The following is a 14,414-nucleotide window of genomic DNA, read 5'->3' as shown; positions in this document are numbered from 1 at the left end:
CCTATGTCTACGAATGAACAGAACCAATCAGAAGAGCAGCCGAAGAAGCTGACTCAAGCAGAGCGTGCTAAGCAGTTGCTAGCTCAGAAAAAACAAGGCCAATCTGGCGGAGCGCCAGGCCAAAAAAACTTCTCAACCGGGACTCAGGAACTGCGGAGTCAAAATACGAAAAAAGTTAACAACCAACGCAAAAAAATGGGTGTATAACATCAGAGTGTACACTTGCTTGCAACTGTACATCATTCGAAGGATAGAACGTCAGATGCGGTCAATGACTGCATTTGGCGTTCTTTTTTTAAAGAAAAAATGACGGTGTGAATGGGTTGGGAATGAACATTTACATTAGCATTCCAGACGCTCATGGAATAGGATATAGCCTAAAGTGAGGTATGCCCTTTTGTGAGGATATCACACAATTGTGGTCGTAACTGTCATCTGAAATGGCGTATGAGATGACGCGAGTCCCCGCATAATGAGGGTAACGACTTCACCATAGTCATTTTAGATGGAGGGATACACAATGGCAGTCAAGACAACTACGCTAAACGTATATTTGTTAGCAGGCGTCAAGACAACGACAGGTTCCTTCAATGCTTGTAAGGAAAAGCTGGAGGAACAACTTACATCCGAAGGTATTCAGCCAGCAATTCATGTCTTATACCCGTATGGGGACGCTAGTCGTAATTGGGTCAGACAAGTTTTTGAAGTGAAGACGGACCTCTCTAACCGAATGAAGGCAGGTCGAATTGGTGGTCGCAATGTATGGCAGCAGATTAAAGATAATGTCACCTCTGATCGGACGCTTTTAATTGGACACAGCGGGGGTGGAGCGGCAGCGTATCAGGCAGCCAAAATGCTGGAGGAAGAAGGTGTGCTGCGCGACTTTCGTATCGTTCAGGTTGGTTCTCCGCGCATGCCAATTCATCCAAGATTACAGGAGAAGGTTAGTTACTTTCATTCCATCGATAGCTTGGGTAAGATGAATGACCCAATAAGTCGAATCGGAAGCTGGGGTGGTTGGAATAGAGCAGGCCGAATGTTGCCGCAATGGAACAGCTATAAATATGCTCCCGGTTATGTGGAAGGTATTCCAACGGTTGGAGGTCATGCGGACTATTTCCGAAATACGGAGCCTTATATGGATACAGAGGCGGTATGTAATTTGGACAAAACGATTGGCCGTGTTCGTGCATGGTTGAAAGGGTGGCTCTAATCCTTTAAACTTGAAGTAAGCTAAGGCTTACGAAGTAAGTTTGCTGCGCAAACTTTTGAAGGAGGAGAGTTACCCATGGCAAACACCCATACTTTTTCTAAGGGTGAAGAAATAGCAAATGCAATAACACACGGTATTGGGGCGCTGCTAAGTGTAGCCGCATTAGTACTGCTTATTGTGTTCGCTTCAATAAAAGGAACGGCCTTACATGTTGTCAGTTTCACCATTTACGGATCAGCGATGCTGCTCTTATATTCTGCTTCTACGCTTGTCCACAGCTTTCCCAAAGGAAAGGCCAAGCGAGTGTTTGAATCGCTGGACCATTCATTTATTTATGTGTTTATTGCAGGCACTTATACACCAATTTTGTTTCATATCGTTCAGGGTGCGTTAGGGTGGGTATTGTTTGGCATCGTTTGGGGAGTTGCTGTTGTTGGTGTCATATTCAAATCAATATTCCCGTCTAAATATTTGTTTACCTCAACCATTCTCTATATTGCAATGGGCTGGATCATTGTATTCGCATGGAAGCCACTAACTGCACATCTTGCACCAGGCGGCTTGACTCTGCTTGTTACTGGAGGCATTCTATACACGGTTGGAACTATTTTTTATATGTGGCGAAGCTTCCCTTATCACCATGCGGTATGGCATTTGTTTGTACTAGGTGGTTCAATCGTTCATTTCTTTGTTATTATCCAGTACATACTTCCTGCTTAATCATAAGTTTAAGGATCAATGACTGGACACCAGCCCGGAGGCTCGGCGCATAATGCGGCTGCGACTTCGGGCTGTTCTTTTGCCAAGTCGTTAAAATAATTTGATAACAGATGATTTCCAGATACAGAGCCCATACGGAAAGAACGCAGTACTTCCCCTTTTACATGCAAATAAAAGTAATTCCCCTTCGTTTTTGGTGATTGGTAAACAAGCGGTGGAAGATGAGGGACAATATCAAATTCGTTTTGGAAACGCCAGTGAGTAGGGACGGAATAATTATAAACTTTTGCGAAATTGGGATCACCGACTCGAGGCGCACCGAAGGTATAGACAATAGGTGCAGTGAAAGGTGTATTGCGAGCAATATCAAGGGCCGCCAGTGTAGCTAATGATCCGCCAAGGCTATGACCAGTAATAAATAAAGGTCGCTCAGCATCTAATTGCCCGAGTAACGAATGAACGGCATCTCGAGCAGACATGTAGATATCAGTAAAACCTTTATGGGTTTGACCAGCATTTCTGACCGGACGGTACGGGGTCTGTTGAGCAATGAAGTCAGACACCCAGTCCACAGCGGAGCCGCTGCCTCTGAATGCGAGTATAATGCTTTGTTCTGAAGCGATGACGAAACCGAATCGCTCTGGTCGATTGTCATAAGCCTTTGCACTAAATTCGCCAATTAAGCTATAAGTGCGGGGGACTAGAAATAAGCCGTCATCTTTATTGTTGAATTGAATATAAGTTTGTCCACAAACGGCAGCCAAAAAAATGGCAGTTTGTAAATCGGGCTTTTGCCCTTTGAAGTAACTTTCCCCAGCCATCATTATTTCCCTCCGATCAATTACATCTGACACTGATGTAATAATGTATGAGAGAGGCTTGGGATGGGTACCAGCGGAATAACATAATTCAGCAACATACATGGGGAATTTTATGGCTGAAACATAAAAAACGTTCCCGATTTCGCAGCAGCAAACGCTACATACGTTTTTTACGGGAACGCAACAATTGATGCGAACTGCCAGTACTATCTTCTGGTTTGGAGCTTCCTAATGAATGCTTTTTACGTTTACTATGACGAGCTGAACGTCCTTCTTGCTCTAATGGTTCTGAGAACAGTAATGGCCCACTTCGTCTGTTTAGTAAATCGCCAGTCCAACCCTTTTTCCAGAGCCAGATATAAATGCCGATTGTAATTAACGTTATTCCTATTACCATCGCTGTGAATCCCCATCGATGCTTTTGGAAAGGCAGCCAGTCGAAGTTACTCCCCATTAGAGTACCCGCAATCGTTGCAGGAAGGAACAGAACAGTGAAGATGGTTAATGTCTTCATTATATCGTTGCCGCGGAAGCTTGAGATTGCATCATCCATGGAGATTAATGTATCGATCTCAAGTGCATAATGCTTCAGAAGAGTATCGATCCGCTCCAGCTTATAACTAATTTTCACGAAAGCATCTTTATCGGTAATTTCTTCCCCAAATGATTCTTTTGCAGCTCCGTGTACTTCTCGAATGGGGATAAATAAGTGGCTCCAATGCAGCAAGTCATATCTTCGCTCGAATATAACATCAATCAAGCCAGTCCGATTCTGAATTCGCATCGTTTTTTCTAATTCGCCGAGTCTACGCTCGAAGCCGTCTAAGCCTGAATGGAACGGTTCAAGCATAACACTAATCATTATAAAAAATGCTTCAGGCGCAATTTGGCAGCCATCATATTTTGGCGTGTGTGAACCGTTCTGCAAACGCAGCGGAATGCGCATATCTTCATGCATCGTAATGAGTCGTTTACTAGATAACCAGAAGTGGAACGACTGAACGTCTGATTGCTCTTCAGACACTTGTATCATTAATGTCCCGCACAAAATAGGTCCAATGCCTGGGAAATCATCTACGGAGATATGGTTGGTACGTCTTCCCGCACATTCATCAATCCAAGTGGCACATTCAACAAATTGTTGCTTGAGCTGGGCAATTTGTTCTTCGGCAAGCGCCTGCTGGTCGCTTTCTTGTGATTGTTTCACTTTGCGCTTTGAGGATATCGCTTCTTCAGCCCTCTGCACCGATTTCCTGCTTGGCAGAGGTTTCTGCTCTTGGGGCAGATGACTTGCCTGTTGTACGACATGCCAAGTCCAGCCTGCGGGATATCGCAGCATATGTTGAATCATCTTCCCCTCACCTCTTGTCCGAAATTCCTCACATATACTCATCATCATACCCTGAATATAAGGCGGTGTACAACCTTTCATGAGTTATCCGACCTTATTTGTCAAAACTTTCCTTCATTCGACATTTTCGATTGATATCATAGTTGAATGGGCATACCAATGTTATGGCATTAAACAAGATCCAAGCGGCGGGGGTATCATTATATTATGGCCAAAAAAATTGGTTTGTTTGACAGTGAGCAGCAAGTAGTAGATGTAATTAATCAATTAGAGCAAGGAGGATTTACGGGAGGGGAGATAAAAGTATTGACCAAAGATATGAGTCACTCCAGACGAATTGAGTCGGAAACTGATATTCATGCTGATGAAATGCATGAGCTAGCAAATACCTATAGCAGTGATGGCGACGACAGCTATGTTGGGGTTGGAACAACAAATATGTATGGTGCTGCGAATGTAGTTGGTGGATATGGACTTGCAAGCTTCGGAGGTTCTCCGGCAGTAGGCGGTATTTATTCGTTTGGTTCGTCGTTCCCGTTTTTAAACTTCAATGAATTAAGCGCTTATCGCGCTTTAGGATTGGAGAAGGATGAAGCGGAACTATGTCACAGTGGGGTGGAGAATGGGGCTGTTGCTGTCATCGTAGAGACGGATGAGAGCAAATCGCTAATGGATAAGGATGACGGCGCTGATCTATCGAGACTAAGCGTCGCAGAAGGAATTTTCCGAACGTACGGGGCAACACGTATTGCGGATGGGAAGTAAGGGAATGGAAAAGTAAGTGATAGCATAGTTGATACAATAATTATGTCATGTCCAAACATAAGTTGGACGTATCGGATGTAAACGACAAAAAGCCTGGAATGGTCTTCTAATGGACCATATCCATGGCTTTTAGCATCCGTTACTTTTCAGCGAGCGATGCTCTAGACAAAGAAACGATTTCGGTTAACGGATGTTCTCCCCCTTTCCCCTGAATGATATCCAGTAAAAGATGAGCAGCTAACATGCTGTAAACTGTACCATTCCCGCCATAACCAAGGCTGTAGTATACGTTAGCCCACTTTGGATCTTCTCCGATGAAGGGAAGATTATCTTGCGACTCTCCGAAAGTTGCATTCCAGTCATATTCGTACGTCGATTTGGCATCCGGAAATAAAGCAAGAAGCTTCTCCATTAGTTTGTTGCTTCTTCGCTTGAGTGTTTGCTTGCTATGTACAGGATGTTCTGTCTCTTCATCAAGGCCACCCACAACGATACGATCATCTATTGTCGTTCTAAGGTACAAGTAAGGCCTTGCCGTTTCCCACAGCATAAATCGTTTGTGCCAGCTCTCTAGATGAGGCTGAACGTCTGTGACGATGACGTAGGAGCGATTCAGATTAGCTTTAATAAGTCGTCCCCTTAATTCCTCAGGCTCATATCCTACAGCATAAATGACATGTTGAGCTTCAATTGTATAGCCTTGTGAGGTATGTAGGAGGTGAATTCCGTCGCTTTGCGTATCATGGTTATTGATGTCGGTTCCTTCAAATATACGTGCGCCGGAGGCAGCAGTTGCTTCAGCGAGAGCGTTAACGAATTGATACGGATTAACCTCTGCATCACCGTGTGTGACAATACCACCTGGTTTGCTGAATGGGAAGTGATGAGCGATTTCTTCTTGGGACCAATACTCGACATCGAATCCACAAGTGGAAAGCGCCTCATACTCCCTTTTTAACTTAGGCAAATCCTGCTCGGTGGAAGCAAAGTAGAGACTGCTTCTATTTCTAAAGCCTACATCGACTGGCAAACTTTGCGCAGCAGCAGCTAACTGCGCTACAGCCCCTTTGCAGCACTTGTAAAACGTTTCTGCTGGGCCTCGCCCGATTTGTTTCATTAAGTCAACGAGCATAACGTCATTACAAAATTGCAGTAGCCCTGTATTAGCGGATGTACTGCCTTCAGCTATTTTTCCTCGTTCCAATAGCAAAGTATCTACACCATTAGCTGCAAAGACATGGGCGCAAGTTACTCCTGACATGCCTCCGCCTACAATCGCAACGGTTGTTTTACAATTTTCCGTTATCGTCCCATAATTTTTTGTTTTGGATAACGTCGTTGGCCAATAGAGTCGGCCAGTATGAAGTTCCTTCATATGATCCCTCCTGATGATAGTATGCCCATCATTTCAGAAAGAAAAGGTTAATTACTTAAAGATTTCCGGTATTCGGAAGGTGACATTCCGTATGTATGTCGAAATTGCGTCGAGATACGTGAAAGATAGGCGCGATTATACCCTAACGAATCCGCCATATGTTCGATCGATACAATCTGGGTATATTGACTGTTTAGGTAATTTACGACGCGTTGATATACATATTCGTTTCCATGTACAAATAAGCTCTCTGTCCCTGATCTAATCATCATCACCTGCTTTTCAAATGGATATCGGCTCTATGATCACTGAATTAGTTTCATCATAGTATGGACAATAACACTTAGTGAAGTCACATAAGTACATATTGAGGACACTTTCAGCCATTCCGTTTTGAAGCTCATTAAACTATACTGGTGCTATGGGCAACGACTACTATTTTAATAGAGGGAACGTGATCGCACATGGCTGAAATAGAGGCATTGGTACAGAAGTTTATCAATCTTTATGGCGGTGAAGAAGCGGGAATTGCAATATTTCATGCTCCTGGTCGTGTCAATTTGATCGGGGAACATACGGACTACAATGGTGGATATGTGCTTCCAGCAGCGTTGACATTCGGTACTACGCTATTAATTCGCAAACGTGAAGATAAGAGGCTGGGGCTCGCAAGTACAAATTTTACTACGTTCAATCATTTTTCTATAGATTCCGTGATGTATGATCATGCAGATGATTGGATGAACTATCCAAAAGGTATAGTGAATGAGCTGCATCGACAACATATTGTTTTCAATTGTGGTTATGACTTGCTTTATCATGGTGAAATTCCGAATGGAGCAGGTCTATCATCCTCTGCATCGATAGAAGTTGTTACGGCATATGCTCTTCTTTCCATGGAGGATCTGCCTAAGGATAAAGAGAAAATTGCGCTGCTTTCTCAAAGATCGGAAAATGAGTTTAACGGCGTAAAGTGCGGCATTATGGATCAGTTTGCAGTAGCAAATGGCAAAAAAGATCATGTTATTCTGCTCATGTGTGATACATTGGAATATAATCTCATTCCATTTCAATCCCACGGTTATAAGTTAATTATTAGTAACACGGGTAAACGCCGAGGATTAGTGGACTCTAAATACAATGAACGTCGCAGCGAGTGTGAACAGGCTGTTAATGATCTTAGATCCCTTTATCCAGAGCTTAAGCTGCTGGGTGAGCTTACTTTGGAGCAGTTTAATAGCTCTAAGGGACTGATAAGAGATGATGTCGTACGTATGCGAGCTCAGCATGTTTTGGAAGAAAATGAGCGGGTTATACAAGCAGCAGCTGCGCTTAACGTTAACGATATGTTAAAGTTCGGGAACTTGATGAATGATTCTCATGATTCCTTAAGAGATCTCTATGAGGTAACAGGTCAAGAGTTAGATGCAATGGTGGAAGCTGCCCGGCAAGTGTCTGGCGTATTGGGTTCACGTATGACGGAAGCAGGCTTTGGAGGTTGTACAGTTTCACTCGTTCATGAGGATGCTGTCCAGACGTTCATTCAAGAAGTTGGCCAAAGCTATAAAGCAAAGACTGGCCTAACAGGAGATTTTTATGTGTGCAGCATTGGTAACGGCGTCGAACGATTGGTGTAAACAAGTTTAATAGGTATACAAATTGAGAGGAGAATATAATATGGCGGTTTTAGTTACTGGCGGTGCAGGATACATCGGTTCCCATACAATAGCAGCACTCCAAGAACGTGGTGAAGAGGTTATTATCGTTGATAATTTACAACAGGGACACAAGGAAGCATTGCTTGGAGGCAAGCTGTATGTTGGTGATTTGCGTGATGGAGAGTTTTTGGATGTTGTGTTCAAGGAAAATGATATAGACGCTGTTATCCACTTTGCTGCTAATTCATTAGTAGGCGAAAGCATGAAGCTACCGGGTAAATATTATCACAACAATGTGTATGGTACGTTATGCCTGCTTGAGAAGATGAATGAACACGGTACTCGCAAAATTGTCTTTTCCTCTACGGCAGCTACATATGGAGAGCCGGAAAATGTGCCGATAGATGAATTTGACAGAACGTTGCCTACGAATGCCTACGGTGAGACGAAGCTGGCGATGGAGAAGATGATGAAATGGTTCGACTCCGCTCATGGAATTTCATATATTTCGCTGCGCTACTTCAATGCGGCGGGAGCACATGAAAGCGGTCGTATCGGTGAGGATCATAGTCCAGAGACACATCTGATTCCTATCGTATTAGAAGCTGCCTTAGGCAAAAGACCTCATATTTCTGTGTTCGGCGATGATTACAGTACTGCTGACGGAACATGTATACGAGATTATGTTCATGTTAGTGATTTAGCAGATGCACATATACTTGCAGTCGATAAGCTTCGGGGTGGAAGCAGCAGCTCCATATACAATCTTGGCAATGGAAGGGGTTACTCTGTGAAGGAAGTGATCGATATCGCTCGCTCCGTCACTGGAAGAGACATTAAAGCTGTTATTGAACCACGCCGCGAAGGAGATCCAGCTGTGTTAGTGGCATCTTCCGAACGTGCAAGAAATGAGCTTGGTTGGAAGCCGTCTCGCAGTGGGCTTGAGGATATTATCAAGAGTGCTTGGAAATGGCATGAAGCGAACCCAAATGGATATCAGAAATAGCATCTAGGCGAGCAGGAGGCGGAGTAACCGATGACAAATGAAGAGCGTAAGGTGCCATCCCTTGAGGAAGTACTTCTATTAATCGAAAGATTGCTGCCATTTGCCCATCAGCGAGAGCTGCTTCACGAAAGTGATATGACATCAACTCGTAATTCGCTGCTTGATCTCTTCAAACTTGCGGAGCCTCATAGAGAGGAACTCAATCATGAAGAGCTTGATAGCGCCGTCCCCCTGCTCGAACAGCTTCTTGATTATGGCTATGTGATTGGTCTTATTCCGAGTCAAACGGTGCTGCAACGTGATTTGCTTGATTCACGCATTATGGGGCTACTGCTGCCTCGCTAGAAATAACAATTAATCTCTCAAAACCGGAGAAAGACCCAGCGGAAATAGCCGCACTCAAACGATTACCCTCTTCCAATTACCCTCGTTGTTTGTTGTGTGCGGACAATGTAGGCTATACAGGATCAATGAATCACCCTGCGAGACAAAATTTGCAGTTAATACCACTAGAGCTGCAAGGAGAGCGTTGGTTCTTTCAACATTCGCCTTATGTTTATTATAACGAGCATAGTATCGTGCTTAAGGGTGAGCATGAACCTATGAAAATAACGCATTCTACTTTTGCAAAACTGCTAGATTTCATCGAACAGTTTCCACATTACTTTGTTGGTTCTAACGCTGATTTTCCTATCGTTGGAGGTTCAATCTTGAGCCATGATCACTTTCAAGCGGGTCGCCATAGCTTTCCATGCTGAAGCGAATATTTTGGCCCCTACGGTGATGAGTCTTGCTGTGCTTCCAGGTAGATTAAATGAGGAATTAGATGAGATTGCAGTTTACTTAACTCCCAATTATTCAGAGAGCATTGAAGTGCTTAGTGACACCTCTCATCAGCTTCATAAACATAAGAAATGGGTATTAACCTTAGTGGATCATTACGGACATTCTCATTCATTTTCCGAAGCCAAAACGATAGTGCTACAGGAGACTGGTGCAAAGTTTCTCGAGGTGTTGATGGATGCAGCTGTTTTCAAAAGGACGACAGAAGGTAAAGCAGCATTTAGAATGTTTTTACTTTCAATAGGTTTACGTAAAGTCTAACGTTCTTTGTTGTATTTTGATTAACATTATGGTATTTTTTATATAATAAATATTGTTTTTAGAATAATTATTTATTACATTGTGAATGACCATATTGGAGGGATTGAAATGCCGGAGAAAATGCTGCCGCTCGATGACTTTCTGCAACTCAGTACGGATGAACAGGTAGAGAAGTTAAAGCGTTGGAAGATGGATTACACACTTAAAGATATTCGTGAAGCTTGGAACTTCAAGCATTCTGCACAATATTACATGCTACTTAAGAAGCTTCGTATTTATGAGCGTGTAGTTAACAAATCGGATAAATTCCACCCAGCCCAAGAGCAATTGCAACATCGTCCAGGCATGCTGGAGGAGCGGGGTTGGAGAGCGCAGATTGGTCATATTGGTCAACCCATTAAGCTGCCGTCAGACAGTTTTGATTACCATTTGAATCTGACGCTCAGCGGGCCTGAATTGGCAGAAAAATTAGAGCGTCTTGCCCATTTCTTAAAGGGTGAACGCAATGAAATTACGATCAAGCTTTCCATTGAGTCAGTAGAGCCTGAAGAAGTTCAGGAATCAGAGGAATAAATAAAATAGTGCAGCAAAAAACCGAAATCGGATTAATTACTGATTTCGGTTTTTTATGTCGAATTATGATAATAAATGTATCAATATGGAAATTAATATGAACTAAGTAAATTGATAATACTTGACCTCATATTATTTTAAACGAAGTTTCCCAAGCTCGGATACAAGCGCTTCAACTTCACTGATGCTGAAATTTGGTTTGGAAGCAACTAAGTCGTATATATCTTTAAGATCTTCATACTGGCGAATGTTGAAATGAGAGGCTTGCATAGCTGCACCTGATGCCATTCTTAGCTTCGTTTTAATGGCTTCAATCATAAATTCAACATTCTCTTGTGTTACTTGTTGTAAATCATTCAATTGAAATTCCTCCTTCGTCCTCGGATCGCTCTCGTCATTGTACCATGACACAAGGGGCAAGGCTACAAATTGAAGCGGCTACAAAAATTCGATACAATAAATGATTAGAAGATGGAAGCAATTCGGCATCATAGAGAAGGGGAAGGTGCAGACTACGGTACATAGCATAGAAGTTCACTCAGAGATGCAATTAGAAACATTTTTCGCAAAAGTTTCAGAAGCTTGTCCAAATCCAGAACGTATTGTATTTGTATGTGTGGGTACAGACCGCTCCACGGGTGATGCATTTGGGCCGCTTGTTGGTACGATGTTGGTTGAGCTCGGATGGGGGAGAGTTATAGGGACATTACAGGAGCCATGTGATGCATATGCTGTGGAAGCTGCACTTAAAGCTGTCAGTAGACTTCAAGTGGAAGAGGAGTTAATTGTTATAGCAATTGATGCTTGCCTTGGAAAGCCCCAATCAGTAGGGGGTTTTATTACAAAGTGGGGTCCATTGCAACCTGGTGAAGCAACTGGCAGAAGGTTGCCTTTTATCGGTAATTATAGTATTGCCGGTGTTGTGAATACGAATGGTCCAAAAGCATATTGGATGCTCCAAACGACGTCGCTGCATGTAGTGATGGGAATGGCTAAGCATGTTGTTTCAGCTATACATGATGCGTGGTATAGGAATAAATAAACAGAATCCTATTTAATTAATGGAGGTAGATGAATGATGAGTACAGACGGAAGAGATAATGGAGTAACAATTGCTACTGATGTATTGCAACTTGGGAATGGAGTTGAGATCTCTTATTATGATTCGAAGGAGGATCATGGTTCGCAAACTACTTTAGTGCTACTTCACGGCTATTGCGGTAGCTCGGCATATTGGGATAAGGTTGTAACAGAACTTTCATCAACAGTAAGAGTTATAGCGCCTGATGCAAGAGGTCACGGTAACAGTGCTGCACCATTAGATGATACCTATGCTATGGAATTGTTTGCGGAAGATTTATCTCTGTTGCTGGATGCTTTAAGTGTGTCTAATGTGATTGTTCTGGGTCATTCTTTAGGCGGATATATTACGCTTGCATTTGCTGAGAAACATAGTAGTAAGCTTGCGGCATTCGGGCTAATACATTCAACACCTCTGCCAGACGGAGAAGCCGCAAAAGCGAATAGAGACAAAGCAGTTGCTGCACTAGGACAAGATGGTGTGGCTACTTTTGTTGACGGACTTATTCCAAAGTTATTCGCTGCGGATCGTCTCGATGGTCTTGAGCCTGAGCTTAAGAGGGGTAAAGAAATAGGCTACGCAACTTCACTTCATGGCGCTATCGCGACAGCAAGAGGGATGAAGACACGGATTGACCGCAGTGCAATTATAAATGATTCAAAGCTGCCTATTCTGTTAGTTGCTGGTGCAAAGGATAATGTTATTCCTACCGTTAGTACATTCGTAGCGGAGAACAGCGAGACTAGAAAAGTAGAACTAGCGGAAGCTGGGCATATGAGTATGATGGAATGTGCTACACAACTTTCAGGGGAAATTGCCTCATTTGTAAGATCGGTATAGGGAAAAGTGTAGCTGGAGAGGAGCGAAGCACATGTTCCAACGAGATTACTTCATGGGTATGATTCAAGATATGACAGCGGCATTGGCCCAAGTTTTTGGACTACGAAAGGAAAGAAAAACGGAAGAGGCATTTCTTGTCATTGATGAGCTTCTTGATAAGCACTTTCGACTTAGTAGTAATTTAATACGTTCGTTATCGGATGATGACTTGATGAAGGTAATGTCGACGAACGGTATTGTTGAAACGGATCATCTGCAAGCAATCGCTGTATTAATGAAGCAGGAAGCACTCCTTCATGGTGATGTCGGCAGAGAGAAGGAATGCTTCGATTCATATGTAAGATCACTGAGACTATTTGTACGATTATCACTATTAGATGCTGAGCCTACGATTGTGGAGCCGAGAACTCAGATAGCAGAATTACTGGAGTTGCTAAGTCCCTATGAATTGCCCGCTCCAACAAAAAAACTTTTGATGGAATGGTACGAAGCAGAAGGCAAATATGATCAGACAGAAAATATGATGCATGAGCTGCTTGAAGCGAATGAACTTACAGCAGCTGATGCGGTCAATACATACAAACGTTTGCTTTGCCATAGCGATGATTTATTGACAGCAGGAGGTTTACCGCGAGAAGAAATTGAACAAGGTCTTGCAGATATTAAGGGATTATTGAAGGAGTGACAAAGTAAGGATGGAAAAATGGCAGCAAGATATACAGCAATGGATCAATAGCGAGCAATTTGTTCAAGCAACGCTTAGCCAGCCTAGACGAAAGGATGGAGACCAACCAGCAAAGATGATTATTCGTCCTGTCCAGCTAAAAGATGGAGCGCATTATCAGTTTGAATCTCACTTTGCTAATAAGGTGCTTCATCAAAATGTAAGAGTCGAGGAGGCTGCTGGCCAACTGCTGGAGTTGTTAGGTCAACAGTACCGACAAGCATTGGTGAAAACTCGGGATGCCGACGTTCAGCTTCTTTTTAACAAAAAAGGTGGGGCTGCTGTAAGGACAAGTCCCTCCAGTGGCGGTGCTGCAAGGCAAGCTAACACCGAACATAATCGCCAGAAGAATAGAATATTAGAAGAAGGCAAGCCGGCTCCCTTTCTTGTTGAGCTCGGTATTATGACGCCAGAAGGGCGCGTACATGCCAAGAAGCAGGATAAGTACCGCCAAATTAACCGATTTCTTGAGATGGTTACCGATGTGCTCGATGCTCTGCCTACAGATCGTGAAATAAAGATCGTCGATTTTGGCTGCGGCAAATCGTATCTGACTTTTGCGTTATATCATTTGTTAGCGGTGGAGCAAGGGCGCGATATTTCTGTTGTAGGTCTTGATTTGAAGGAGGATGTTATCGCCTTCTGTTCCTCACTGGCAGAAAAACTGGCATATGATAAGCTTCGTTTCCTTGTAGGAGATATTGCTGACTACAATGAACTTGATTCTGTCGATATGGTAGTTACCCTGCATGCTTGCGATACAGCTACAGATGCTGCGCTCGCGAAGGCGGTAGGCTGGGGTGCATCAGTCATTATGTCGGTCCCTTGTTGTCAGCATGAGCTATTTCGCCAAATTAGCAACGACACATTAACGCCATTACTGTCACAAGGTTTGCTTAAGGAACGGTTTTCTGCCCTTATTACAGATGCAGCCCGAGGTAACTTGTTAGAAGTATTAGGTTATAAGGTGAACATGCTTGAATTTGTAGATCCCGAACACACGCCCAAAAACTTGCTAATCAGAGCAGTGTCATCTAGGCATAAAGAACTATCCATTAATAAGTGGGAACAGTACGAAAGTTTCAGAAACTTTTTACATATATCTCCAGCACTAGAGCGGATGTTATCTGATCGATGGCCTTCTGGGGACATAAATATAGAAGGAACTAAAAAATAGCTAATT

The 14,414-nt window shown here is 43.2% G+C and carries 19 protein-coding genes; 14 read left to right on the top strand and 5 right to left on the bottom strand.

Features of this window, described 5'->3' with window-relative positions:
- Positions 1 to 3 precede the first annotated feature (3 nt).
- From MFF31_RS03375 to trhA, 3 genes are all read left to right on the top strand, one after another.
- Positions 4 to 207, top strand: a complete 204-nt coding sequence (locus tag MFF31_RS03375; RefSeq protein ID WP_238186712.1) for a hypothetical protein — start codon at positions 4 to 6, stop codon at positions 205 to 207.
- Positions 208 to 520: 313 nt separating this feature from the next.
- Positions 521 to 1,213, top strand: coding sequence for a hypothetical protein (locus tag MFF31_RS03370; RefSeq protein WP_238186711.1), 693 nt, complete (start codon positions 521 to 523; stop codon positions 1,211 to 1,213).
- Between the two features lie 75 nt (positions 1,214 to 1,288).
- Entirely contained in the window at positions 1,289 to 1,933 is a 645-nt protein-coding gene (gene trhA / locus MFF31_RS03365; RefSeq protein ID WP_238186710.1) for a PAQR family membrane homeostasis protein TrhA, read from the top strand.
- Between the two features lie 8 nt (positions 1,934 to 1,941).
- On the opposite strand, the gene MFF31_RS03360 is transcribed toward trhA, so the two are convergent.
- Complete coding sequence (locus MFF31_RS03360; protein ID WP_248565386.1) at positions 1,942 to 2,787, bottom strand: lipase family protein; 846 nt, start codon at positions 2,785 to 2,787, stop codon at positions 1,942 to 1,944.
- Positions 2,788 to 2,911: 124 nt separating this feature from the next.
- Complete coding sequence (locus tag MFF31_RS03355) at positions 2,912 to 4,105, bottom strand: CorA family divalent cation transporter (protein WP_238186708.1); 1,194 nt, start codon at positions 4,103 to 4,105, stop codon at positions 2,912 to 2,914.
- 207 nt (positions 4,106 to 4,312) lie between these two features.
- Between MFF31_RS03355 and MFF31_RS03350 the strand changes: the two genes are divergently transcribed.
- Positions 4,313 to 4,870 (top strand): general stress protein, encoded by a 558-nt coding sequence (locus MFF31_RS03350; protein ID WP_238186707.1) that lies wholly within the window; start codon positions 4,313 to 4,315, stop codon positions 4,868 to 4,870.
- Between the two features lie 139 nt (positions 4,871 to 5,009).
- Here MFF31_RS03350 and MFF31_RS03345 read toward each other — a convergent pair whose 3' ends face one another.
- Positions 5,010 to 6,245: an NAD(P)/FAD-dependent oxidoreductase gene (locus MFF31_RS03345; protein WP_238186706.1), complete on the bottom strand. Its 1,236-nt coding sequence runs from the start codon at positions 6,243 to 6,245 to the stop codon at positions 5,010 to 5,012.
- A gap of 47 nt (positions 6,246 to 6,292) precedes the next feature.
- A complete protein-coding gene (locus MFF31_RS03340; protein WP_309296675.1) occupies positions 6,293 to 6,514 on the bottom strand; it encodes a helix-turn-helix transcriptional regulator in 222 nt (73 codons plus the stop codon).
- Between the two features lie 195 nt (positions 6,515 to 6,709).
- Here MFF31_RS03340 and MFF31_RS03335 point away from each other — a divergent pair, with 195 nt between their 5' ends.
- From MFF31_RS03335 to MFF31_RS03320, 6 genes are all read left to right on the top strand, one after another.
- Positions 6,710 to 7,882 carry a galactokinase gene (locus MFF31_RS03335; RefSeq protein WP_238186705.1) on the top strand — a complete coding sequence of 391 codons (1,173 nt, stop codon included), beginning with the start codon at positions 6,710 to 6,712 and terminating at the stop codon, positions 7,880 to 7,882.
- A gap of 40 nt (positions 7,883 to 7,922) precedes the next feature.
- Positions 7,923 to 8,909 (top strand): UDP-glucose 4-epimerase GalE, encoded by a 987-nt coding sequence (gene galE, locus MFF31_RS03330; protein WP_238186704.1) that lies wholly within the window; start codon positions 7,923 to 7,925, stop codon positions 8,907 to 8,909.
- Positions 8,910 to 8,939: 30 nt separating this feature from the next.
- A complete protein-coding gene (locus MFF31_RS25290; protein ID WP_309296657.1) occupies positions 8,940 to 9,254 on the top strand; it encodes a hypothetical protein in 315 nt (104 codons plus the stop codon).
- A 2-nt stretch (positions 9,255 to 9,256) separates the two neighbouring features.
- On the top strand, positions 9,257 to 9,667 hold the full coding sequence (locus MFF31_RS25285) for a hypothetical protein (protein ID WP_309296674.1): 411 nt from the start codon (positions 9,257 to 9,259) through the stop codon (positions 9,665 to 9,667).
- Positions 9,627 to 10,013 carry a hypothetical protein gene (locus MFF31_RS25280; RefSeq protein WP_309296656.1) on the top strand — a complete coding sequence of 129 codons (387 nt, stop codon included), beginning with the start codon at positions 9,627 to 9,629 and terminating at the stop codon, positions 10,011 to 10,013. The genes MFF31_RS25285 and MFF31_RS25280 overlap by 41 nt, the downstream gene beginning before the upstream one ends.
- Positions 10,014 to 10,121: 108 nt before the next feature.
- Entirely contained in the window at positions 10,122 to 10,586 is a 465-nt protein-coding gene (locus MFF31_RS03320; RefSeq protein ID WP_238186703.1) for a hypothetical protein, read from the top strand.
- Between the two features lie 132 nt (positions 10,587 to 10,718).
- On the opposite strand, the gene MFF31_RS03315 is transcribed toward MFF31_RS03320, so the two are convergent.
- Positions 10,719 to 10,946, bottom strand: coding sequence for a DUF1128 domain-containing protein (locus MFF31_RS03315; RefSeq protein WP_282570412.1), 228 nt, complete (start codon positions 10,944 to 10,946; stop codon positions 10,719 to 10,721).
- Between the two features lie 100 nt (positions 10,947 to 11,046).
- Between MFF31_RS03315 and yyaC the strand changes: the two genes are divergently transcribed.
- The 4 genes from yyaC to MFF31_RS03295 are packed head-to-tail and all read left to right on the top strand — an operon-like array spanning position 11,047 to position 14,408.
- Positions 11,047 to 11,628, top strand: a complete 582-nt coding sequence (yyaC, locus tag MFF31_RS03310) for a spore protease YyaC (RefSeq protein WP_238186702.1) — start codon at positions 11,047 to 11,049, stop codon at positions 11,626 to 11,628.
- Between the two features lie 33 nt (positions 11,629 to 11,661).
- Positions 11,662 to 12,507, top strand: a complete 846-nt coding sequence (locus MFF31_RS03305) for an alpha/beta fold hydrolase (RefSeq protein WP_238186701.1) — start codon at positions 11,662 to 11,664, stop codon at positions 12,505 to 12,507.
- Positions 12,508 to 12,538: 31 nt separating this feature from the next.
- Positions 12,539 to 13,192 (top strand): DUF6483 family protein, encoded by a 654-nt coding sequence (locus MFF31_RS03300; protein WP_238186700.1) that lies wholly within the window; start codon positions 12,539 to 12,541, stop codon positions 13,190 to 13,192.
- 10 nt (positions 13,193 to 13,202) lie between these two features.
- Positions 13,203 to 14,408: a class I SAM-dependent methyltransferase gene (locus tag MFF31_RS03295; RefSeq protein ID WP_238186699.1), complete on the top strand. Its 1,206-nt coding sequence runs from the start codon at positions 13,203 to 13,205 to the stop codon at positions 14,406 to 14,408.
- The last annotated feature ends 6 nt before the right edge of the window (positions 14,409 to 14,414 follow it).

Origin of the sequence: Paenibacillus sp. L3-i20 (genome assembly GCF_022180385.2) — a bacterium.
GTDB lineage: Bacteria > Bacillota > Bacilli > Paenibacillales > Paenibacillaceae > Pristimantibacillus.
This window is presented reverse-complemented; position numbering and strand designations above follow the sequence as displayed.

Coding starts and splice junctions, on each gene's coding strand:
- MFF31_RS03295 (WP_238186699.1), top strand. CDS start 13,203: ATGGAAAAATGGCAGCAAGATATACAGCAATGGATCAATAGCGAGCAA.
- MFF31_RS03320 (WP_238186703.1), top strand. CDS start 10,122: ATGCCGGAGAAAATGCTGCCGCTCGATGACTTTCTGCAACTCAGTACG.
- MFF31_RS03345 (WP_238186706.1), bottom strand. CDS start 6,245: ATGAAGGAACTTCATACTGGCCGACTCTATTGGCCAACGACGTTATCC.
- MFF31_RS03355 (WP_238186708.1), bottom strand. CDS start 4,105: ATGATTCAACATATGCTGCGATATCCCGCAGGCTGGACTTGGCATGTC.
- MFF31_RS03350 (WP_238186707.1), top strand. CDS start 4,313: ATGGCCAAAAAAATTGGTTTGTTTGACAGTGAGCAGCAAGTAGTAGAT.
- galE (WP_238186704.1), top strand. CDS start 7,923: ATGGCGGTTTTAGTTACTGGCGGTGCAGGATACATCGGTTCCCATACA.
- MFF31_RS03370 (WP_238186711.1), top strand. CDS start 521: ATGGCAGTCAAGACAACTACGCTAAACGTATATTTGTTAGCAGGCGTC.
- MFF31_RS03335 (WP_238186705.1), top strand. CDS start 6,710: ATGGCTGAAATAGAGGCATTGGTACAGAAGTTTATCAATCTTTATGGC.
- yyaC (WP_238186702.1), top strand. CDS start 11,047: ATGATTAGAAGATGGAAGCAATTCGGCATCATAGAGAAGGGGAAGGTG.
- MFF31_RS03300 (WP_238186700.1), top strand. CDS start 12,539: ATGTTCCAACGAGATTACTTCATGGGTATGATTCAAGATATGACAGCG.
- MFF31_RS03375 (WP_238186712.1), top strand. CDS start 4: ATGTCTACGAATGAACAGAACCAATCAGAAGAGCAGCCGAAGAAGCTG.
- MFF31_RS03305 (WP_238186701.1), top strand. CDS start 11,662: ATGATGAGTACAGACGGAAGAGATAATGGAGTAACAATTGCTACTGAT.
- MFF31_RS25280 (WP_309296656.1), top strand. CDS start 9,627: ATGATCACTTTCAAGCGGGTCGCCATAGCTTTCCATGCTGAAGCGAAT.
- MFF31_RS25290 (WP_309296657.1), top strand. CDS start 8,940: ATGACAAATGAAGAGCGTAAGGTGCCATCCCTTGAGGAAGTACTTCTA.
- trhA (WP_238186710.1), top strand. CDS start 1,289: ATGGCAAACACCCATACTTTTTCTAAGGGTGAAGAAATAGCAAATGCA.
- MFF31_RS03340 (WP_309296675.1), bottom strand. CDS start 6,514: ATGATTAGATCAGGGACAGAGAGCTTATTTGTACATGGAAACGAATAT.